At 46.0% G+C, this 21,318-nt stretch carries 25 protein-coding genes, 1 tRNA gene and 1 riboswitch; of the genes, 16 read left to right on the top strand and 10 right to left on the bottom strand.

Annotated features, from left to right (window positions below; translation table 11 throughout):
* Positions 1–74: 74 nt before the first annotated feature.
* A complete protein-coding gene (locus ACQ4M5_RS38295) occupies positions 75–983 on the top strand; it encodes a succinate--CoA ligase subunit alpha (protein ID WP_430681041.1) in 909 nt (302 codons plus the stop codon).
* A 19-nt stretch (positions 984–1,002) separates the two neighbouring features.
* Here ACQ4M5_RS38295 and ACQ4M5_RS38290 read toward each other — a convergent pair whose 3' ends face one another.
* Positions 1,003–1,488, bottom strand: coding sequence for a DUF4383 domain-containing protein (locus ACQ4M5_RS38290; RefSeq protein ID WP_430681040.1), 486 nt, complete (start codon positions 1,486–1,488; stop codon positions 1,003–1,005).
* A 193-nt stretch (positions 1,489–1,681) separates the two neighbouring features.
* Here ACQ4M5_RS38290 and ACQ4M5_RS38285 point away from each other — a divergent pair, with 193 nt between their 5' ends.
* A complete protein-coding gene (locus tag ACQ4M5_RS38285) occupies positions 1,682–2,725 on the top strand; it encodes a bifunctional heptose 7-phosphate kinase/heptose 1-phosphate adenyltransferase (protein WP_430681039.1) in 1,044 nt (347 codons plus the stop codon).
* 74 nt (positions 2,726–2,799) lie between these two features.
* Here ACQ4M5_RS38285 and ACQ4M5_RS38280 read toward each other — a convergent pair whose 3' ends face one another.
* Positions 2,800–3,342 (bottom strand): DoxX family protein, encoded by a 543-nt coding sequence (locus tag ACQ4M5_RS38280; protein WP_430681038.1) that lies wholly within the window; start codon positions 3,340–3,342, stop codon positions 2,800–2,802.
* Positions 3,343–3,768: 426 nt separating this feature from the next.
* Between ACQ4M5_RS38280 and ACQ4M5_RS38275 the strand changes: the two genes are divergently transcribed.
* A complete protein-coding gene (locus ACQ4M5_RS38275; protein WP_430681037.1) occupies positions 3,769–4,107 on the top strand; it encodes a hypothetical protein in 339 nt (112 codons plus the stop codon).
* 280 nt (positions 4,108–4,387) lie between these two features.
* On the opposite strand, the gene pirA is transcribed toward ACQ4M5_RS38275, so the two are convergent.
* Positions 4,388–4,774 (bottom strand): arginine synthesis PII-interacting regulator PirA, encoded by a 387-nt coding sequence (gene pirA / locus ACQ4M5_RS38270; RefSeq protein ID WP_430681036.1) that lies wholly within the window; start codon positions 4,772–4,774, stop codon positions 4,388–4,390.
* 37 nt (positions 4,775–4,811) lie between these two features.
* Positions 4,812–4,872, bottom strand: a riboswitch (Glutamine riboswitch).
* Between the two features lie 113 nt (positions 4,873–4,985).
* Here pirA and ACQ4M5_RS38265 point away from each other — a divergent pair.
* Genes ACQ4M5_RS38265 through ACQ4M5_RS38250 form a run of 4 tightly spaced genes read left to right on the top strand, consistent with a single transcriptional unit; the run spans position 4,986 to position 8,656 of the window.
* Entirely contained in the window at positions 4,986–6,419 is a 1,434-nt protein-coding gene (locus ACQ4M5_RS38265) for a glycoside hydrolase family 13 protein (RefSeq protein ID WP_430681035.1), read from the top strand.
* A 46-nt stretch (positions 6,420–6,465) separates the two neighbouring features.
* Complete coding sequence (locus ACQ4M5_RS38260; protein ID WP_430681034.1) at positions 6,466–7,383, top strand: histone deacetylase family protein; 918 nt, start codon at positions 6,466–6,468, stop codon at positions 7,381–7,383.
* Between the two features lie 50 nt (positions 7,384–7,433).
* Positions 7,434–8,297 carry a M48 family metallopeptidase gene (locus tag ACQ4M5_RS38255; RefSeq protein WP_430681033.1) on the top strand — a complete coding sequence of 288 codons (864 nt, stop codon included), beginning with the start codon at positions 7,434–7,436 and terminating at the stop codon, positions 8,295–8,297.
* A gap of 5 nt (positions 8,298–8,302) precedes the next feature.
* Positions 8,303–8,656, top strand: a complete 354-nt coding sequence (locus tag ACQ4M5_RS38250) for a TMEM14 family protein (RefSeq protein ID WP_430681032.1) — start codon at positions 8,303–8,305, stop codon at positions 8,654–8,656.
* On the opposite strand, the gene ACQ4M5_RS38245 is transcribed toward ACQ4M5_RS38250, so the two are convergent.
* From ACQ4M5_RS38245 to ACQ4M5_RS38220, 6 genes are all read right to left on the bottom strand, one after another.
* On the bottom strand, positions 8,653–9,306 hold the full coding sequence (locus tag ACQ4M5_RS38245) for an FHA domain-containing protein (RefSeq protein ID WP_430681031.1): 654 nt from the start codon (positions 9,304–9,306) through the stop codon (positions 8,653–8,655). The genes ACQ4M5_RS38250 and ACQ4M5_RS38245 overlap by 4 nt on opposite strands.
* An 88-nt stretch (positions 9,307–9,394) precedes the next feature.
* On the bottom strand, positions 9,395–10,105 hold the full coding sequence (locus ACQ4M5_RS38240; RefSeq protein ID WP_430681030.1) for a retron system putative HNH endonuclease: 711 nt from the start codon (positions 10,103–10,105) through the stop codon (positions 9,395–9,397).
* Positions 10,106–10,107: 2 nt separating this feature from the next.
* A complete protein-coding gene (locus tag ACQ4M5_RS38235; protein WP_430681029.1) occupies positions 10,108–11,391 on the bottom strand; it encodes an AAA family ATPase in 1,284 nt (427 codons plus the stop codon).
* A 65-nt stretch (positions 11,392–11,456) separates the two neighbouring features.
* Positions 11,457–11,546, bottom strand: a tRNA-Ser gene (locus ACQ4M5_RS38230).
* A gap of 70 nt (positions 11,547–11,616) precedes the next feature.
* Positions 11,617–12,708: a phospho-N-acetylmuramoyl-pentapeptide-transferase gene (gene mraY, locus ACQ4M5_RS38225; RefSeq protein WP_430681028.1), complete on the bottom strand. Its 1,092-nt coding sequence runs from the start codon at positions 12,706–12,708 to the stop codon at positions 11,617–11,619.
* A gap of 74 nt (positions 12,709–12,782) precedes the next feature.
* Positions 12,783–13,025, bottom strand: coding sequence for a DUF3134 domain-containing protein (locus ACQ4M5_RS38220; RefSeq protein WP_430681027.1), 243 nt, complete (start codon positions 13,023–13,025; stop codon positions 12,783–12,785).
* A gap of 281 nt (positions 13,026–13,306) precedes the next feature.
* Between ACQ4M5_RS38220 and ACQ4M5_RS38215 the strand changes: the two genes are divergently transcribed.
* The 4 genes from ACQ4M5_RS38215 to recJ are packed head-to-tail and all read left to right on the top strand — an operon-like array spanning position 13,307 to position 17,556.
* Positions 13,307–13,891, top strand: coding sequence for a PAP/fibrillin family protein (locus ACQ4M5_RS38215; protein ID WP_430681026.1), 585 nt, complete (start codon positions 13,307–13,309; stop codon positions 13,889–13,891).
* Between the two features lie 5 nt (positions 13,892–13,896).
* Positions 13,897–14,661: a PD-(D/E)XK nuclease family protein gene (locus ACQ4M5_RS38210; RefSeq protein ID WP_430681025.1), complete on the top strand. Its 765-nt coding sequence runs from the start codon at positions 13,897–13,899 to the stop codon at positions 14,659–14,661.
* Positions 14,658–15,263: a Uma2 family endonuclease gene (locus tag ACQ4M5_RS38205; RefSeq protein WP_430681024.1), complete on the top strand. Its 606-nt coding sequence runs from the start codon at positions 14,658–14,660 to the stop codon at positions 15,261–15,263. Before ACQ4M5_RS38210 ends, ACQ4M5_RS38205 begins: the two co-directional genes overlap by 4 nt.
* Positions 15,264–15,297: 34 nt before the next feature.
* On the top strand, positions 15,298–17,556 hold the full coding sequence (gene recJ, locus ACQ4M5_RS38200; RefSeq protein ID WP_430681023.1) for a single-stranded-DNA-specific exonuclease RecJ: 2,259 nt from the start codon (positions 15,298–15,300) through the stop codon (positions 17,554–17,556).
* On the opposite strand, the gene ACQ4M5_RS38195 is transcribed toward recJ, so the two are convergent.
* Positions 17,553–18,590: an aldo/keto reductase gene (locus tag ACQ4M5_RS38195; protein ID WP_430681022.1), complete on the bottom strand. Its 1,038-nt coding sequence runs from the start codon at positions 18,588–18,590 to the stop codon at positions 17,553–17,555. The two genes, recJ and ACQ4M5_RS38195, sit on opposite strands and share 4 nt — an antisense overlap.
* 108 nt (positions 18,591–18,698) lie before the next feature.
* Between ACQ4M5_RS38195 and ACQ4M5_RS38190 the strand changes: the two genes are divergently transcribed.
* The 5 genes from ACQ4M5_RS38190 (at position 18,699) to ACQ4M5_RS38170 (ending at position 21,111) form a co-directional block, all read left to right on the top strand.
* Positions 18,699–19,523, top strand: a complete 825-nt coding sequence (locus ACQ4M5_RS38190; protein WP_430681021.1) for an SDR family NAD(P)-dependent oxidoreductase — start codon at positions 18,699–18,701, stop codon at positions 19,521–19,523.
* A 173-nt stretch (positions 19,524–19,696) separates the two neighbouring features.
* On the top strand, positions 19,697–19,954 hold the full coding sequence (locus ACQ4M5_RS38185; protein WP_430681020.1) for a YkvA family protein: 258 nt from the start codon (positions 19,697–19,699) through the stop codon (positions 19,952–19,954).
* 36 nt (positions 19,955–19,990) lie between these two features.
* Complete coding sequence (locus ACQ4M5_RS38180) at positions 19,991–20,491, top strand: hypothetical protein (protein WP_430681019.1); 501 nt, start codon at positions 19,991–19,993, stop codon at positions 20,489–20,491.
* Between the two features lie 32 nt (positions 20,492–20,523).
* Positions 20,524–20,715: a YqaE/Pmp3 family membrane protein gene (locus ACQ4M5_RS38175; protein ID WP_430681018.1), complete on the top strand. Its 192-nt coding sequence runs from the start codon at positions 20,524–20,526 to the stop codon at positions 20,713–20,715.
* Positions 20,716–20,739: 24 nt separating this feature from the next.
* Positions 20,740–21,111 (top strand): phage holin family protein, encoded by a 372-nt coding sequence (locus ACQ4M5_RS38170; RefSeq protein ID WP_068386036.1) that lies wholly within the window; start codon positions 20,740–20,742, stop codon positions 21,109–21,111.
* The last annotated feature ends 207 nt before the right edge of the window (positions 21,112–21,318 follow it).

Here is a 21,318-nt window from a genome sequence, read left to right as displayed (position 1 = left end):
AAAAAGCTCACTTTGAACAGTAATCGTCATCGTTCTTCGGAATGATTTTCACTTAATACGTGCTTACCAACTTTATGAATTTTACGCCAGCCAGCAAAGTCATTGTGCAGGGCATTCTAGAGCCATTGGGAAAACTTTATGCGCCGCTGATGCAGGAGTATGGCACTCAAATTGTTGCAGGAGTGAGTCCGGGGCAAGGAGGACAGGCGCTTTCAGGAATTCCTGTGTTTGATATGCTCGAACAGGCATTACCGAAGGTTGGAGCAGTAGACACAACAGTGATTTTTTCTCCTCCTTATGCGGCTTTGGATGCAGCCCTTGAAGCGATCGCAGTAGGCATCCGACAAATTGTACTGATCAGCCAGGGAATTCCCCCTCTTGATATGGTACATCTGATCCGCAAAGCTGAGGCAACCGATACGTTGATTGTCGGTCCGAATAGTCCAGGCGTGATCGTACCCGGACAGATGTTGCTTGGAATTCATCCGCCGGACTTTTATCGACCTGGCTCGATCGGGCTTCTAAGTCGAAATGGAACCTTAACGTATGAGGTGGCTTGGACGTTAACGCAAGCGGGATTTGGACAGTCGATCGCGGTAAGTTTGGGTGGGGATCAGATCACGGGTTCGACCTTTCCGCAGTGGCTTCAGATTTTGGATGAAGATGATCAGACGGATGTGATTGTGCTCGTCGGTGAAATTGGCGGGGATTACGAAGAGATTGCAGCCCATTACATTGCAGAAGCGATCGATAAACCTGTGATTGCCTACATTGCAGGTCGGAGTGCGCCGCGAAATCGACGAATGGGACACGCAGGAGCCATTATTGATTCGCAGACTGCAAATTTGGGACCGGATTTAGGAACGGCAGAAAGCAAGATATCCGCCTTTAAACGGGCAGGAATCCCAGTGGCTGAAAGACCGTCTGAGATTCCTGACATTGTGAAACGAATTTTGAAAACGCCTGTGAGAAAGGCAATTTAGTGAGAAAGGCGATTAAATTCTATGCTTCGGTTGCTTTCGCCAGTTCCGCAGGTTTCACGAATCCGCCGTAAGCAGCCAAGATTGCAGTCAGCGCATTGAACCAGATATTGTTACCGTAGATCGGCATCAATCCAAACGTAGTGTTCGTTGCAGGAATCAATCCGAATAAGACGATCGCGGTATATGCGATCGCAAATCCTTGGTTGTACACGAGTGAACCACTAAAGCTCGTTGCGGCTGCAATTCCGAGCAATCCAACTACGATATGCACAGCATTATGCACATAATTGGTTGGGAACAATCCGAATAGATGTCCGTAACCATCTGAAGACGAGAGGCGAGGAATATAAACATCGCCTGTTACAGGTGCAGAGCCAGGAAACGACATGAATGCGGGCAGGAAACCAGCAATCCCGATCGTCAAAAAGATAATACCGAGAATCAGCGCGATCGCTTTTTCAGTGTCAGCTAGGCTCTTGAACGAGAGTTTGAATTTGTCTTGCATTGTTAGGTAAGAGTTTGTGAGTATGCTTATGCTCTCCATTCAATTAACTTCCGCTCACTAAACATCTATCGCAGGACAATGACGCTTACAGACCTTTCTGAGTAGGAACAGAGACGCTTCATCTGTCTTAAGCGGCATTCTGAAATTTTTTAGCTCCGACATAATAGAACGCAAATTCCTATATGTTTGAACTATGACGGACGGAATAGAATTATTGCGATCGAATCGCGATCGCTTGTTTGAACTCATCGATCGTTTTTCTGAAGCGACTGTGCTAGTCGTTGGTGATTTAACCTTAGATGAGTTTCTGAATGGTGAGGTGGAACGAGTCTCGCGTGAAGCTCCAGTCTTAATCCTGCGCCATGAGGAAACTCAACAAATTCCTGGTGGTGGAGCGAATGCGATCTATAACTTTGCAAGGTTAGGCGCAAACGTAAAAGCGGTGGGATTGCTTGGAAAAGACATTCAAGGAGAAGCACTGGCACGATTGTTTGATGCCGCAGGAATTGATACGAATGGCATTGTTTGGGATGTCGATCGACCGACTGTAACTAAGACTCGAATCTCTGGACATTCCCGCCAGTCAGTAACACAGCAGATTGTGAGAATCGATCGTAAATCGAATGCGCTTCCTGCATTGGAACTTCAGCAACAGTTAGCCGCTTACATTCGCGATCAGATTGATCAAGTCGATGCGATCGTCTGTTCCGATTATGGGGATGGAACCTTAACGCAACCTGTCATTGAAGCTGCATTAGAACATCCGAGAACGATCGTGGATTCTCAGAAGCAAATTCCGCGCTACCAGGATGCAATGATTTTTACACCGAACTTACCTGAAGCAGAATTGGCAGTCGGGTACTCAATCAATGATGCTGAATCGCTATCAAGAGCAGGACAGGATTTGCTGCGGATTACTCATGCTCAATACATTCTGATTACTCGTGGCGAACAGGGGATGACATTGTTCGATCGCTTTGGCAATGAGCAGCATATTCCTGCATTTAATCGAACCAAAGTCTTTGATGTGACGGGAGCAGGGGACACTGTTGTGGCAGCTTTGACCTTGGGGCTGATTGCGGGTGCAACGGTTTGGGAAGCTGTGGTTTTAGGAAATTTGGCTGCCAGTATTGTTGTGAGACGATTTGGAACAACGACAACGACAGCAGCAGAGATGAAACTGGAATTAGAGAAAATGATTGAGCGATCGGAGTTATCGACTGCTTCAAATCGTTAAGCTTTCCATTCCAATAAAAAAATGGAGACAACCTATAAGACTGTCTCCACTTCTTAATGATCTAAGCAACGCAACTATGACTTTGCTGCGGTCGCCTGCTTTTCAACGCTAGGAGCTTGGTACGCCTTCTCCAATCGCATCAATTGTTTTGCCTGAGACGATAATGCACCTGCATCCAGCCAATTTGCAATCAAAGCATCAGTCGAGAACAATCCTGCTCCGTTCACGGTGAAGAGAAGGAAGGAAGCCGCATAGATAGCGGATAGTTCTAGATAAGGCAGATTCAAACCAGCAACCAGGATGTGATGGTACATCGCGACACACATCGTGCCGAACAATCCAAATGCAGCGGGGCGAGTCAAAAAGCCGATCGCCAATAAGGGTGCAGCGGTGGTTTCAGTCAATGCAGCGAGATAGCTGAAGAAGATCGGGAACGGCAGACCAATGACTTCTACGTAGCCGTGAGCAAAGCTTTCGATGTCAGCAAATTTGTCGAGTCCGTTGTGAATCATCATGATGCCCAAAACGGCTCGTAAAACTGCCCAAGCGGTTTGTGACCAGAAGTTAGGCGTAACAGTCGGCTTCAGAATTGCCGTTACCAGAGGAGAGGTCGCCATGATTAAAGTTCCGCAATATGATTGGGTGAAGTATTAAGATACTTAAAGTATAGCATTAAATATTATGAAGCTAACTCATGAATTCTCAGGTCAACAGAGGTCTAGGCTCATCGCTCTGCCCTTAGAGAGAGCAGCATTGATAAGCAGAAAGCCTCATAAATCGGAAATTTACGTAGAATTCCGCGATTCATTTTGTTACGAAATCCTCACTAAACCTTTCTGAAATCTCTGTCTTTGGAGAGAAAGTATGACAAGATACTTTACTTTTCTTAATATACTGATTAAGGTTTGTGAACAGATGACATCATTATCGATCGTATAAATCAAAGCTTCAGCGATATCAGGCACGACGAACCAATGATGTCTAGAGCGACATCATCTACAAAAGCTTGATTGTTTTATCTCAGCAAACTCTAACGGACAAGAATGATGAAAATTCAGCGATTTGCTCCTGTGATTACCGTGTTACTCGGTTGCCTTCTGTTCCTTGGCATCAATCTCATCGCGCCTCAAAATGCAATGAGCAGTCCACAACAGTCGCATTATTTGATCAAGCCGCTGCATGTTGATCGAGTTCTCTATGTGCAGCCGAGATTAGCATTAGGCAATCTAGCCCCTGATTCATTACTGGTCGCTTTAGAAGAGATTTCGCAGCAGTACACTATCAAAGGTTCTAAGTTGTACACGCGGCACGTTAACGGTCGAGAGATTCCAGGGCTAGTTGTGTATACTTCACCGCTGACTGCACAGGTTGTCAGCGAGTAAGCAGTTTTAGATTAAAAAAAGGGGGTCTCAATGAGACTCCCAGGCGTGAAGAGTAATGTAAATAGACTTAGAGGGTGTTTGAAAAGTATAAAAAGCGGCTTTGCTGCGTTGACAGTCCGCCCGGAAATGAATCTCCGGGCTAATGGAAGAAACCCCGCTGAAGCGGGCTGGGAGCGCAATTCGGAGTTCTTAGCCCAGTTAAGTGGGCTTCCCACGATTAGCCCGGAGATTCATTTCCGGGCGGGTGAATGCGATCAACGATTACTTCTCAAACACCCTCTTAGACGAGATGACGACGCTCAGCCTCAAGGAGTGCCAAGAGTGCGTTATCGCCTTTCTGACGAGCACTTTCAATCCGACGCTGCAAATTCCGCTGTAAGTTCTCGCGATGAGTAGCAGTCAAGTTTACAGCCTGTCTTGGTTTGCTCGTTGTCGGAGTCAATGTCGGCTTGCCATCGGGATAGCCCATCCAATAGCGGTTGCCACGATAAATCAATTCACGCGGCTGTTGTGCAACTGTCGATCGAACAGGACGATTCGGATCGAGTTGATAGCGGTTGCCACGGTAGGTCAGAGTGATCGGCTCACGGAATCGGGAAAAGTGGTCGTCGCGTGTGCCTTGAGTCGGGTCGTAGTCGTATTCGACACCACGGTAAATCAGTCTCATAGTCGCCTCGGAAAATCAAAATGAAGTGAGATAATGAGGCGCGTTCCTTCAGGAAATCTCCTTACTTCCGTCCTCGACACATATCAAGGATGAACGTTCATATCTGTATTATACACTACCGTTTTGATCTTTTCCAAACTTCTATCGAGAGTTAGAGAGCGATCGACGTAGGGATTAGTACCCTTCTAGGTGATGTGATTTCTCAATTTCTATGCAGATTCAAACGCCAGATTGGGTAAAACACGCCGTTTTTTATCAGATTTTTCCCGATCGGTTCGCTCGTGCAAAACAGCCTCATAAGAAACTCCTCAAGTCGATGCGCTGGGAGGATTGGGAGGCGACCCCAACACTACACGGATACAAAGGTGGCGATCTCTGGGGTGTGATGGAAAAGTTGGACTATATCCAAGATTTGGGCGTGAATGCGATTTACTTTACGCCGATCTTTCAATCTGCGAGCAATCACCGCTATCACACGCACGATTATTATCAAGTTGATCCGATGTTAGGTGGCAATGAGGCGTTTCGGGATTTGCTCGAAGCGGCTCATGAACGAGGGATCAAGGTTGTGCTAGATGGTGTGTTTAATCACTCCAGTCGAGGGTTTTTCTTCTTTCATGACGTGCTAGAAAATGGCGGAAGCTCACCCTGGTTAGATTGGTTTAAGATTCACAGCTTTCCGCTGCATCCCTATACGGGCGAATTTCCCGCAGGCTATGAAGGATGGGCAGATAATCGCGCTCTACCTGTGTTCAATCACGATAATCCTGAAGTGCGAGAGTACATTATGGAAATCGCAGAGTATTGGATCAAGTTTGGGATTGATGGTTGGCGATTAGATGTTCCGTTCGAGGTGACAACGCCTGGATTTTGGCAGGAATTTCGCGATCGCGTAAAAGCTCTCAATCCCGAAGCCTACATTGTTGGGGAAGTCTGGGGAGATTCCCGTCAATGGCTTGATGGCACTCAGTTTGATGGCGTAATGAATTATCTGTTTGCAGGACCGACGATCGCATTTGCAGCAGGCGATCGAGTAGTGCTTGATCAAGTTCAGAGCCGCGACTATCAACCGTATCCGCCGATGTTTGCAGGTGAATATGCTCGAAAGATGCAGGAATTAATCGAACTGTATCCTTGGGAAATTCAACTTACACAATTGAATCTGTTAGCGAGTCATGACACAGCGCGATTGATGACGATCGCAGGAAGTGATCGTCCGAGCATTGAACTGTGTACCTTGTTGCTGATGACCTTTCCCGGTGCGCCCAGTATTTACTATGGAGATGAAGTAGGATTGCCAGGAGCGATCGATCCAGATTCAAGACGAGGATTTCCGCTTGAAGCGAATTGGGATTACGAAATCTATGAATGTCATCGTCAATTAGTCAAAATTCGCCATGCTTATCCCGCTTTGAGAACGGGCGATTACAAGGTTCTTTATGCTGAGGGAACCACGTATGTTTTCTCTCGAACTTTAGGGGATCAATCGATCGTTGTTGCGGTGAATGTGGGGACAGCTCCAGCGAAAGTGTCGATCGATATCACCAAGGATCTAGAACTCGTTTATGGAAAGGCAAACCTGCATCGAACCGACAACAAACTAGAGATTGAACTCGCTGAACGATCGGGCTGTATTGCGATTTGAGAAGGGCTTGCTATATTAAAATCTTGCTCTTTTTTCGATCGCGCCTATGTTCCCGGTGATCTACTCCGATGAATTTCTGCTGCATGATACAGGCGATTTTCATCCCGAAAAGTCAGAAAGACTCACTGCAATCAAATCTGCCCTTAAATCCGCACCTTGGGCAAATCAACTAGACTGGCGACTTCCAACTCCAGTCGAAACGCGATCGCCCTTACCTTTAGTCGAAGCCATTCACGATCGAGCTTACATCAATCAAGTTCGACTGATAGCCAATCGCGGGGGTGGGTTCATTGATGGCGAAACGGTTATCTCTCCGCGTAGTTATGAAGTGGCACTGTTAGCGGTGAATGCTTGGATCGATGGAGTCGATTGCGCGATCGCATCCGGTGAACCAAATTTTGTCATGGCTCGTCCACCGGGACATCATGCCCTTGCGGATGAAGGAATGGGATTTTGTCTATTTAGCAATGCAGCGATCGCGGCTTACTATGCGTTAGAAAAAGGACTCGATCGCGTCTGTATTCTCGATTGGGATGTGCATCACGGGAATGGGACACAGGCAATTGTAGAGACGAATCCGAAAATTCGGTTTTGTTCGCTACACGAATCGCCACAATATCCGCGTACAGGTCATCCTGGGGAAAGAGGCTTCTATGAAAATGTTTTGAACTTGCCAATGGCTCCTGGAAGTACGATCGAAGATTATCAACCCTTATTTGAGCAGAAAGTTATCCCCTTTCTCAGCGAATTTCAGCCCGATTTATTGATTGTGAGTGCTGGATATGATGCAAATGCGGCTGATCCATTAGCAGGAATTTTACTAAATCCAGAGGATTACCGATTGTTCACCGAATATTGTTTGAGTGTGACGCGGCGGACTGTCTTTGGATTAGAAGGGGGCTATGACTTGGACGCATTAGGACGATCGGTTGTCGCAACGATCGGGGCGTGTCTAAACTCATAAGCTTCCTCGCAACTCGTTATACTGAGGATCTGCAATAGACTGTACGATTTATGTCTTTTACAAAGTCAGCACTCATTGGGCTAAAAGCCGACCAATTCCGCCACCCGTTGGATTTGGAAGCAACCAACGCCTTAAGACAACTACCTGGATTAGATTTGGCAATCCGAACCCTCTTGGGTCCGGTTGCTGAACAATTTTTCTATTTAGAAAACATCGCCTCTAGTATTCTGGTTAGCGAACAGCAGCTTCCCGATCTCCACAAATTATTAGTTGAAGCCGCGAGAATTCTGGATCTCGAAGCTCCTCAACTCTATGTTCGTCAGCATCCTGTTCCCAATGCTTATACGTTTGCGATGCGTGGACGACAGCCATTTGTCGTGATGCACACTTCGCTGATCGAATTGCTCACACCCGAAGAAATCCAAGCGGTGATTGCTCACGAATTGGGACATCTCAAATGTGATCACAGTGTTTATCTTACGCTGGCGAATGTGCTCGTTCTTGCAGCGGGACAGCTTCCCTTTCCAATCGGCGGAGTAATCACTCAAGGCTTACAAGCTCAAATTATGAACTGGGTTCGCTGTGCCGAATTTACCTGCGATCGCGCTGCTCTCTTGGCAACTCAAGATCCCCGAATCACCATGTCTGTGATGATGAAACTTACAGGCGGATCACCAACGTTAGCAAAACAATTGAGCCTAGATGCGTTTATCGCTCAAGCCCGCGCTTACGATGACATCAGCAAGACTGAAATGGGTGAAATGCTTAAACAGCTTCAGACGGCTCAGTTGTCGCATCCCGTTCCAGTGTTAAGAGCGCGAGAAATCGATCGATGGGCAAGTTCGCAAGAGTATCAAACATTGGTCGCGGCTCGATCGAATGACTCTTCAAAAGGCGGTTGGCGTAACTGGTAAATCTTATGATTTGGACAGTCCTGATTGCAGTGTACGGAGCATTGATCGCGATCGGTGGCATCATCGGTTACACAAAAGCTAGAAGCCGCGATTCGCTCTTGGTGGGATTAAGTAGCGGTGTCGCCCTTCTATTTGCGGCTTATGTGACTTCGACAACTCTGGGAAATCGAATCGGAGCTTTACTTTTTGCTGCCCTGATTGCGATTACATTGGCAATTTTCTTCAGTTTCCGCTGGCGAGTAACCCGCAAATTCATGCCAGCGGGACTGATGATGATTCTGAGTACCGTTGCCACGATCGCATTTGCCGCAGGATTTGTGATCAATTGGGTATCAGCGCTTGACCCGCGATCGTATTAAATCTGGAACAAAAACGAGACTTTATCACCTTTTCCGAGTGAGATACGATCGCCTGCTCTCAGTCGATGCCGATTGCCCATTGGAAGCGGTGAATTGTTGATGTAAGTGCCATTCGAGCTACCCACATCCTCAATGTAGTAAGCGTCTCCCTCAATGCGAATATCGGCATGAATCCGCGAAACGACTTCGGAATTCGGGAAGCCAGACACATCAATATCTGGAGGAATACGATCGTTGGGTTTGCCAATATGAATCACGAGCAATCCTGGCGGAATTTCAATTTCGGTACTCGTTTGCAAATTCAATAATCGTGCAAAGGATTGCTGAATCTGCGTCATCGAATTCTGCTTGGGAGCAGGAGTCGCTTCAGCTTGGGTCGGAAGCACGATCGGATCAGGCTCGATTAAAGGATCAGGCACAACCGGATCGGGGAGTTGTTGCGAATCAGGTAGCGAAGATTCAGGAGTTGACAGCATAGGAGCACTCACAGATTTCAAATTAAAGCCACATTGCCCGCAAAAACTGGCATCAGATTGAACAGATGAACCGCAATTGGGACACGCGATCGTAGACGGCAGGGGTGTGTAACAAGCTTCACACTGAACTGCACTATCGGGATTGGGATGATTGCAATTTGGACAAACAATCATTCGGAGAGTTCCATCAAAATTGAACTAATCATATCCGTTGGGTCAGCAGAGAACGCACTTGTGATCAATACAATCTTAAGCAATAAGATTACGGGATCTTAGCTCCAAGTCGCTTCTGGAGATGAAAAACAATATATGGGAAGTATTCAAGATGAGCATTATCACGATCTCGTTGACTGACCTTCTGAATAGCTTTTTCGATCAGTGCCTTTGACCAAGTTCCAGTGGGCGCTTGTTGTCTAAGTTTCTCGATTGTTGCCATCAGTGCTGCACTGCGATTTTCCCGGAAGGTCTGAGAATTGAGATTGAGAATTCCACGTGAATCAACGGTGCCAAACTCCTGTTGAATTTGAGCATCGCTTGAGCGAATTTCTCCGGAGGAACTGTAATACACCTTGGTTTCACAGTTCTTCTGAGTGGGATCGAGCGTAATCTCTTGATTGCCCTTCAGCACATCACAGTGATAGTCCTTTGATTCGCTGTTTTCATTCCCACTGCAAGCTGCAAGTAAGTTGCGGTAATTGAGGCGTAGATCAGGTTGTCCGTCTCGTTTACCGTTGTAGAGACTCTGAGGTGCCCAATGTTCTATTCGAGTATTAGGTTTTCCGGTGAGATAATTGAGTTGTCCTGTGACTCTTCGTAAGCAATAACAACAGAGGTAGCCTTGCTCCTTCAACAAAGATTGACGCAGTGTTTCTTTGTCTGGATAGTCATCAAATATCGTTTCAGATTTTGGATCAGCTGTCTTTCGATATTGAGTGAGCGAAGAGGGTTCTCGATTCTTTTTGACATATCGCATCGCTACTCGTATAAAAACTGAAGCAAGGTATTCGCTTTTACAATGTCAGGATCATTCTGTCCGAGTGATTTCTGAAGTTCTGCGATCGCGGTCTTCGCTCCCTCAATATTTCCTGCGTCAATCAGATGAAATGTGCGATCGAGTTGTTGGCGCATCCATTCAGGACGCTTTTCGACTCCCATAAATTCGTAAAGAATGGAATTGCTGTCTCTGCCGTAAGAGTAAGCAATATTGTTAGAAATTTTGCCGTTGTCCAAGACAAAAATCTCTTCTGGCTTTAGATTACTGAGCACTTGAGGGGAATGAGTTGTGGTAATGAATTGGCAGTTTGGAAACGTATGCGTTAAAGCTGGGAGAATTTGGCGCTGCCATTGAGGATGGAGATGGTTGTCAATTTCATCAATCAGAACGATCCCATGTCCGGTTTTGGGATCATCTAGAGCGGGATTCGCGATCGTCAATCGGCGAGCAATGTCGCAAACGATTAGAACGATCGCTCTTTCGCCCTCTGAAAGCTGCTCAATTTTTAGTGCAATTCCGTCTTTGCTAATTTCTAACGAACTGCTCATACTGCCTCGGAGACCAAGATTTGCATCCTGTCTTTCTCGAACAACGCGCAAATTTGAGAAGTGGGTCGCGTTAAGCTGACTCAGAAAAATTTCCAGTGCCGTTCTAATAGTCTTTAGGTTTGAACTGACATAGTTACGATTTTCTCTAGAAATAATTTCGTTCTCTAAATCTTCCTCAAGCCTGAACCAAGTTACAAAGTCTTCGTAGTGAATTAATTCTTTATGAAACGCATTTTGATAAGCGTAGAACTGGCTAAAATCGTAATTTTTAGATTTTAATCTCGCTTTAGAGTCAGAGTTATAGATCAACCGATTCGCAGGATAGTCTGCCATGACTGGAATCGATGAGCTTGGTTCGTCTTTTAGCTGACTTTGTAGTGCATTAAGAAGATGAGCAGATTGAAAAATATTACCGTGACTCGGACGTTTCCAAGAGATTTCTAACTCTTCTGCTTCTGCTTCCTGAGCGATGGTTAAAGCAATGGTGTAATTTGTTGCTGCTTTATGAATATCATCAGCCGTGAATAACGATTTAGTGGTTTTTTGCTGAGTGAGTTCGTTGACGAATACGTTTAGGCAAAGGCTCATACTGTTCAGGAGAGAAGACTTTCCAGAACCGTTCTCTCCGATAAAAACAGCGATATTAGATTTTGGAAATTCAAGATGAAAATCTTTGAAACCGCGAAAATTAGTCAAACGAAGAGCTTTGATTCTCATGGCTGTATGCCTCTCATGCCCAGAAATGATGAGGCAGGATGAAAGGGTATTGACCTAGTTTAGAACGGAGAGAGAGGGATTCGAACCCTCGGTACGGTTCAAGACCGTACAACAGATTAGCAATCTGCCGCTTTCGACCACTCAGCCATCTCTCCAGAGTGACGAGTCACATCATAACAGACTTTTGTGACTCGATCGCATATTTTTATGCGGAAGTGAAGGAGTCTAGTGAATTACGAAGCTGAAACTTGCAAGGAGAGCCGCGATCGCGTAAAACCAGCCGACAACTTGCGTTTCTGTCCAACCTGTCAATTCCAAATGATTGTGGAAGGGCGACATCCTGAATAGGCGCTTACCAACCCCATTCGCGTCTTTCGTGGCTTTGTAATAAGTTACTTGAGCAATCACTGATAACGTTTCGAGGAAGAATAGACCACTGAGAATCAAGAGCGCAAACAATGAATTGGTGAGTAATCCAACTGCTGCGAGTGCGCCTCCGAGTGCCAGCGATCCGGTATCGCCCATAAACACTTTCGCTGGGTTGCGATTGTGAACCAAGAATCCGAGGCAACCCCCGCTCAGAGCAGAGCAGAAGATACCAAGATCGGGATGTTCAGGGAAGATGAGCGCACCGAGACCGAGAAGCGCGATCGCAACCGTTCCTCCAGCTAATCCATCCATGCCATCGGTTAAGTTAGTTGCGTTACTTTCTGCTACGAGAACAAAGCAAGCTAGAACCCAGAACACCGCTCCTAAAGGCAACATCAGACCGAACGGAAGATCGATCGTCGTCAAGCTCGAATTCGTTACCATCAACCAGAGACAGAAGGCAACTGCAAAAGAGATTTGCAGTCCCATCTTGGTTTTGGGAGAAATGCCTTTGTTCGACTTGCGACGAATAATTTGCCAATCGTCGATAAAACCGATTCCTGCATACGAAAGAGTCAGCGCAGAAACCGCGATTACATTGGCATCGAAATTAGATAGATAAAGCGCGATCGCGACTGCAACGGGAACAAAGAATGCACCTCCCATCGTCGGAGTTCCTGCTTTCTTTAGATGTGATTGGGGACCGTCTTCGCGAATAATCTGTCCCGCTTTCAACGCTCTGAGAAAGGGAACTGCCCAATAGCCGACACCCGCTGTCGCAAGTCCGCTCATCCATAAGGGGAAAGTCAGCGATGCACTCTGGCTCCAAACCCGACCGCTAAAATGATCGAGACCGATCGAAGCGATCGTGACTCCGATCGCTAATAAAAGGAACAGTCTGGTTCCTGAAAAATTCAAGGCTCGCCCTGTAAAAAGTTTCGCGTCCACAAGAATTCACTTCACTCCGCACATTTACACCACACCGGATCATTAGGGACTAGATTGCTCTAGCCCCGCATTGTCTATTCGTCGTCTAAACCGAGATCGCTATCGTCATCATCGTCGGTATCAAACGTACCGCCGTCGTTTTCCATCAGTTCGTTAATTTCTTCCTCATCATCGAGGTAATCGAAATCTGCATTATCACGAGCGAGGAGACGACCTGAGCTTTCGAGCCAGTCGAGAATCGAAGACTCCTGCTGCATGGGAATGACCGCTGCACGTTGGTTTCGAGTTTCTTGACGTAAGGAGGGATTGTAAGTCATTAAGCGTTTCTAACTCCAGCAATAGAAGTATCCACTCTATATAGTAGATCGACCGAAACACCCGAAGTGTACCACCTGGGGGCACATTTGCAAGATGTTTTTTGCTCGAATGGAAGCAATTTTTCAGATCGGTCTATTTGATTTGGATTCAAGCATTTTCCACGGATTCCCGAAATTGTCAAGCAAATCATTCCCAAATTTCAATAAAGAATGTTTTTTTACCTGAAACAGAGTGGAGGAGAGCCGTTAGGATTGATCTCTATCTACGCTGGGATAGCATCATGATCGGGAAAGCGGCTTTACTTGAAGTGATTGCTGGAAAAAATCGCGGATTGCTGGCGAATGAGGCTCAGAAACAGGGGATTCTGGCAGCGATCGCACAACTTGAGGATCGCAATCCGACTCCAAGACCGATCGAGGCGTTGAGTCTGTTGGATGGCGATTGGCGGCTACTTTATACGACGAGTCGCGGAATTCTTGGGATTGATCAATTTCCTTTTCTGAAATTGGGACAGGTTTATCAGTCTATTCGCGCACCGGAAGCGAAAATATACAATATTGCGGAAGTGTCAGGACTGCCGTTTTTAGAGGGGATCGTTTCGGTGGCAGCGAGATTTCGTCCGGTTTCAGAAAAGCGAGTTGATGTGAAATTTGAGCGATCGATTCTTGGATTGCAGCGATTAATCGAGTACCAGTCCCCCGCTCACTTTATTCACCAGCTAGAATCCGGTAAGAAGTTTACTGCGATCGACTTTAGTATCGAGAACCGGGATCAGCAGGGTTGGCTCGATATTACGTATCTCGATGAGGATTTGCGGATCGGTCGTGGGAATGAGGGCAGTGTATTCGTTTTAACCAAAGAGTAACCCTGATGCGACTTTCCCAAGGTCATCTCAATTTATTAGAACTGTGTCCGCGAAAATTTCAGCACACTTATTTAGAGCAGTTGGGATCACCGAATTCTCCAGAGCAACAAGAGCGACTTTTGGCGGGGAGTCGGTTTCACTCTTTGATGCAGCAGTGGGAAATGGGTTTACCGATCGAGCCTTTTCTGCAAGAAGATCCGCAACTGAGACAATGGTTTCATGCTTTTATTGGAGCCGCACCGCAAATTCTCAAAATTCACGATCCAATGTTCCGAGAAAGCGAACATTTGCGAATGTTGGAATTTCAAGGACATATTTTGACTGTTATTTATGATTTGTTGATTCTGACCGAGCGAGAGGCGCAGATTCTCGATTGGAAAACGTACCCGAAGCCCTCGAAAACCGATTTGTCCCAGAGTTGGCAGTCTCGGTTATATCCGTTTGTATTGGCAGAAACGAGCGATTATTTGCCTGAACAGATTTCGATGACGTATTGGTTTTTCCAAGCGAATGGGGAAATGGCTCAGAGCTTGAAGCTGCCTTACAGTGCGAAACAGCATGAGGAAACTCGGCAAATGTTGGCTCGATCGCTAAATCAGTTTAGTGAATGGCTCGATCGATATGAGACACGCGGCGAGTTTTTTCCGCAACTTCCCGAAACGGCTTCAGAATGTTTGGAGTGTAGTTACGCAATTCGGTGTTATCGATCGACTCAAGCGCTAGAACCTGTTGAACTCTCGTTTGCAGAAATTCAGGAAGTGCCACTATGACTTATACGCCTAGAAAAGTTCTGACGTTTGAAGCGTTTTTGGCTGAATATCGCGACAATCCGCGTTACGAGCTTGCCGATGGAGAATTGATCGATATGGAACCTACTGGACCGCATGAAACTGTAGGCGGCAAGCTGGCAACGTTTCTCGGAGCAGCGATTCTCGCAGATCAGCGACCTTGGTTTATTCCTCGAACTTGTTTGATTCGCCCCTTCTCGGATGAAATTACTGCGCGTCGCCCGGATATTGTGGTTCTCGATGAAACGGTGCTAGTGAATGAGCCTTTATGGGAACAGGAACCCGTCATTACATTAGGTCGATCGATTAAACTTGCCGTCGAAGTCGTCAGCACGAATTGGGAAACAGATTACGCTCGTAAAGTAGAAGAATACGCTCTGCTCGGTATTCCTGAATATTGGATTGTTGACTATCGCGGGTTTGGTGGCATTGCGTTTATTGGTAGACCTAAACAGCCCACGATTACGATTTGCACACTGAGCGGTGAAGATTACATTCAGACCCGGTATCGACTCGGTGAACCGATTGTCTCGCCAACTTTTCCTCGATTGCAGCTTCGTCTGGATGAGATTCTTCCTCGATAGCTGTAATATCTATGTACTGATGTTTTTCTAAGTTATGGCTGACCCGATCGCACAATGGCAAATTCATGCTGATTCTGATGTTCCGGCAACTTTTATTCAAGCAGTCAAGCAACTTGCTGGAATTGAAGGGCGGTATTTGCCTCGATTGTTGTGGCACCGGGGAATTCGAGAGATTGAACAGTTAGCGGGCTATTTATTCGCAGCGAACTATCAGCCGACGAGTGCGATCGAGTTCGGTCAGGAAATGCAGTGGGCGGTACGGCGATTGAGGCAAGCGATCGAGCGAAAGGAAGCGATCGCGATTTGGGGCGATTTTGATGCGGATGGGGTGACTTCAACGGCTGTGCTTTGGGATGGTTTGGGACAGTTCTTTACGCAGAATGAGAAGTTGTTCTACTACATTCCGAATCGGTTTACTGAATCTCATGGACTGTCGAAAACTGGAATTGATCAACTCAGACACGTTCAAGTGATTGTGACTTGTGACACGGGCAGTACGAACTTAGCAGAAATTCAGTACGCGCAAAGTCTGGGAATTGATGTGATTGTGACGGATCATCATACGCTGCCAGAATCGCGCCCGCCTGTCATTGCGATCGTCAATCCTCGATCGTTAGAAAAGAATCATCCTTTCGCTTCACTCTCTGGAGTTGCAGTTGCTTATAAGCTTGTAGAAGCCTTGTATGAAGCATTACCGGACATTCCCGAAAAGCCGATCGGGCATTTACTTGATTTAGTTGCGATCGGATTGATTGCTGATTTAGTTGAGCTAAAAGGGGACTGTCGCTATCTAGCTCAGAAAGGAATTGAGCAACTACAGAAACAATCCACTAAAGAAGCGACTCGTCCGGGCATTACAAGATTGTTGGAACTGTGTAAGCGATCGGGCGATCGACCAACTGATATTTCATTTGGCTTGGGTCCTCGAATCAATGCAGTGAGCCGAATTCAGGGCGATGCTCATTTTTGTGTGGAACTGCTAACGAGTCAGGATGTACAACGCTGCCGAGAACTTGCAGACGAAACAGAACTGGCAAACACTCGTCGAAAAGCCTTGCAAAAAGATGTCTTACAGCAAGCAAAAGCAAAATTAGCTCAGATTGATCTCTCTACAACAGGTGTGATTGTGTTGTGGGATGAACAATGGAGCGGCGGCGTATTGGGATTAGTCGCGGGTCAGATTGCTCAGGAGTATGGGAAGCCGACAATTTTATTAACCATTGATGGTGAATATGCGAAAGGATCAGCACGATCGACCAATCAAATTGACCTCTATCAATTAGTCAAAGATCAGGAACATCTGTTGCATCGGTTTGGAGGACATCCATTTGCAGCGGGACTGAGTTTAGCGATCGACAATCTCCCATTATTTGCTCAAGCGATTAATCAGCGCTTACTACAACAAAGTGATCCGCCCGCTCCAACGATTCAAGCTGATCTTTGTGTGACTATCGACGAACTCGGATTAGAACTCTACAAAGAGCTTCGATTGATCGAACCTTGCGGAATGGGCAATCCAATTCCGAAGTTATTGATCCAAAATTGTTGGTTCCAAGCAGGACGAAATATGAAGCTTCAAGATCTGCGTGGACGTAAGGTGGAATACATTCGCACACCGTTTACAATTTGGGATGAAACCGTTGAGAAGGGATTTCACGGGGTTTGGTGGGGACATTATGCTTATGAGCTTCCGACAGGGCGATGTGATGCGATCGTTGAACTTGAGAACAATACCTATCACAAACGGTACGAAGTTCGATTAGTTGCAGTTCGCGCTTGTGATGAAGTGACTGTGAGTGCAAATCTGCAATGGTTATTAGACTGGAGAACACAGAGAACAGAAGAAAAAGCAATCGAGCTTAAAACCGCTCCCGCAAGTTGGATCGAGTTTCAAACTTGGTTTAGACGAGCAATCAATCAACAGTTACCTTTAGCGATCTCATATTCTCAACCAACTCTAATTCCAGCAGTTGAAATCTGGCAAACCTTGGTCGGCATTGCAAAATACTTGAGTCGGACTGGAAAGACTGCTACTCGACAGCAATTCTACGATCGGTTACAAATCGGTAATGTCGCTTTGAAAGCTGGAATTCAAGCCTTGGAACAGTTTGGATTTCATGTGACTTATGAGAATCATTGTTTCAAAATTACGATGAGCGATGCCAATTCAGATAGAGCGAACATTGCGATCGAACAATTTCTAACGGCTGTGCGTGAAGAACAGTTCTATCGACAGTATTTTGCACAAGTTCCCTTTAGTACAATTCAAGCGATCGCGTCTCAGTGGAACTAAGGTGCAGGATTTGGATACTGCGTGTAAACTTCGTCGATCGCTTTAAGAATCTCTGGTGTGAGTTCTACGTTTACACACTCCAAATTCTCTTTGAGTTGTCCTAATGTGGTCGCGCCAATGATTGTACTACCCACAAACCAGCGACTTCTGACAAATGCGATCGCAAGTTGAGCCGGACTCAGATTAAACCGCTGAGCGACTTCCGCATAAGCTGTAACTGCCTCATTCACTCTTGGTTTGAGATAACGTTGAGCAAAGCGATCGAACTTTGTAATTCGAGTTTCACCCGGATCACCTTGTAAATATTTTCCTGATAACAATCCGAATCCTAGCGGACTGTAAGCGAGTAAGCTAACTTTTTCTCGATAGCAAGCTTCTGCTAAAGCGGAATCAAACACACGATTCAAGAGATTGTAAGCATTTTGAACAGTGATGATTTTAGGTAATGCTAATTGTTTGGCGAGATAGCTAAAAGTAGTAATGCCCCAAGGCGTTTCGTTGCTTACTCCTAGATAACGAATCTTTCCAGCTTTGATTACTTCGGCAAAGACTTCTAATTGTTCAGCGATCGGAATTGTTTCTCGCTCTTGTTTTGGATCAAATACGGTTTGCCCGAAAATCGGCACATAACGGTCTGACCAGTGAATTTGGTACAGATCAATGTAATCGGTTTGCAGTCGTTTTAGACTATCATCCACAGCTTGCAGAATGTTTTGTCGATCGACTTTGTTCACCCCGCTCCGAACCCATTTGAAGCCGCGTCCTGCTCCAATGATTTTCGTTGCAACAATTAATCGATCGCGCTGTTGATGCTTTAACCATTCACCGATGTAAGCTTCTGTGAATCCATACGTCTCAGCGCGTGGTGGGACTGGATACATCTCGGCGGTATCAATGAAATTTACGCCTTGAGCGATCGCATAATCGAGTTGTTGATGCGCTTCCTCGATCGTATTCTGCTGTCCGAAAGTCATTGTTCCTAGACAGATTTCAGAAACTTTGAGATCACTTTCGCCGAGAGAATGATATTGCATACTAGAAATAGCTCTATCTGATGAGAGAATTCAAGTCATCCGAGCGATACAAGCATTCGGGGAAACTAATTTATTAAGATAGCACCGAACTGCTGAGAAGACGCTCAAATGGCTAAAACTGCTCTGATTACTGGCGCATCACAGGGAATCGGTAAAGCAACCGTTCTAGAACTTGCAAAGCATGGTTACGATATTGTTCTGGTGGCGCGTGAACTAGAGCGGCTTGAAGCAGCGGCAAATGAAGTGCGAGATTTGGGACAGAAAGCATTTGTGATGCAAGCAGATGTAAGAGATCCGAAACAGATTGATCAGATTGTGAAAAGCGCGATCGCTCAAGTGGGTCAAATCGATCTGTTAGTAAATAACGCGGCAGTTTACTACATGGGACCTGTTGAAGATGCTTCTTTAGAAGATTGGCATACGATCGTTGATACAAATCTTTGGGGCTATATTCATACGATTCATGCGTTGCTGCCTCATTTTCTGGAGCGTAAAGCGGGCACGATCGTCAATGTTGTCTCGATCGGTGGGCTTGATCCAATTCCTTATCAAGTGCCGTACACGACAAGCAAACACGCATTAACAGGTTTGACGAAATCTCTGCGATCGGAATTAGAGCCGAAAGGAATTCACGTCTGTGGCATCTATCCGAGCTTTATTCGGACGGAGCTTTATGAACGGGCATTGTTCCGGGGTGAAGATGCTAAGAATCGATTTGAATTCATGTACAAAGCATTTCATAGTCCAGTATTGGAAACACCGGAGTTTGTCGCTCAAACCTTACGGAACGCGATCGAGCATCGAAAGAGAGACGTTTTAGTAGGCACAGCAAACTTCTGGACAGCAATGTTTCATGTCGTACCTGGAGTGATGAAGCCGATTGTTCGACGAGTGTTTGGTATGAAAGATGCACAGCGGAATTTAGCACAGTAGGTGCAAATATCGATCAAGTTTTGCTGCCGTACATCTTGGGTAGAGAACCGATCCGGAGATAGTTCGGTTCAGTGGATCAGCATCGTAGAACCGCACTCTTTCAGGGGTTTCCCACACCAGACAGCGCTTTCCAGATTTGCGAAGATAATCTTGTCGATTGAAAGCGCACCTCAATGAAAAAGTTCATCGGTCAGCCCCTCTACAACTGGTATCGCACACTGTTACGGAACTCGAAATATCGCTGGATTGTAATTGTCGGAAGCTTACTCTATTTGGTGAGTCCAATTGATTTTGTTACTGACATGATTCCGGTTCTGGGTTGGATTGATGATGGTGTGGTCGTGAGTATTCTTGTTGCTGAAGCCTCTCAAATTCTGGGTGAGCAATTGAAGCAGCGGAAAGCAAAAACAACAGATGCTACTGCTTACTAAACAATCGATCGTCCACTGTTTATCTGAAGGTGAACAATGTCTAATTCTCTCAAAGACCGCCTCAAGACGGATCTGCAATCGATGAAAGCAGAAGGCGGAACCCGAACCAGTCGCATCCGCGAAATTCTTCAAAGTGCAGCGACCCAAACCCTGACTGAACTGAAAGAGGGCGCGACTGAGATCAAATTAACTGCTAGTCAAAGTGTTTCCTCGATCGCTCAATCTTTCAACGATTCTGAGTCTTCCGAATCATCGCTGCTGAATCGATTGATCGCTCAAGTGAAGATTCTGGATGCGAAGTTAGTCGATCGATATGGCGATCGCTATACCACGTTCAAACAACGCTTCGGATTGTTCCAAACCTGGTACAACAACACCAAAACAAATGCGGAAACGGTTGGAATGACTCCCGTTGAGCAGAAGCAAGCTGAGATTGAACTGAGAGTTGCAGATCAAGGAACGATCGTTGCCCGCAAGGAACAGCAAATCCGGCAACAAGTGAAGGAACTGCTGACTGCTGCAATTTCAAAACGCTAAGGACTGTTTTATTCACCAATGAGGTTAATGTTATGCAACTTTTTCGATACCTTCTCGCGATTTTACTGCCGCCCGTTGCAGTGTTCTTTACTTATGGGTTTAGCTTCACGTTGATTGTTAGTATTGCGCTCACGTTGTTAGGTTGGGTTCCTGGCATTATTCACGCGCTCTGGGCAGTCTCGAAGCACGATGAAAAGCTCAACCAGTCTGCTGATTCTGTCTAACCAATTAACAATGGAGAAATCGTTATGCTAAGTTTTTTGATTACAACTCTGACAACCGCACTCGGTCTTCTGGTGGTTGATCTGGCAATTCCTGGAGTGACGATCGCTTCTTTTCCCGCTGCATTGATCGCGGCTGTCTCGGTCGGATTGGTCAATGGTTCGGTGAAGCCTGTACTTTCTGTGTTGTCTTTGCCGATTAATTTTCTGACTTTGGGATTGTTCTCGCTGGTTGTGAACGGTCTGTGTTTCTGGTTGGCTTCGCTGTTTGTTCCAGGATTCGTTGTGCATGGATTCCTGGCGTTTATTTTGGGTCCAGTCGTGCTGTCCTTTGCAACGACTTTCTTGAATCGCTACTTTGTTGAGAAAGGCATTGGTACGTTGCCTGCTAAACAATAGTTGACTTAAAAAATTAGTGCGCCCTCTAGAGTTTGAGAACAGTTGTGATACCAAATTGAAGAAAGGTTGCGGCAGATGAGATACCTAGTGCAGTTCGGCGAAAATAAAGCAGCAGCTTAGTGGGGTTTCGGTTCAAAGCCTTGGAACTTCCAGTTGAACAGCTTTGCCATTGTGCAATTGAAGTACCGAATGAGGGCTTGAATCTGC

Origin of the sequence: Leptolyngbya sp. AN10 (assembly GCF_050565645.1) — a bacterium.
In the GTDB taxonomy this organism is placed as follows: domain Bacteria; phylum Cyanobacteriota; class Cyanobacteriia; order Leptolyngbyales; family Leptolyngbyaceae; genus Leptolyngbya.
The sequence above is the reverse complement of the archived record's forward strand: the minus strand, read 5'-3'. Positions and strand labels throughout refer to the sequence as shown.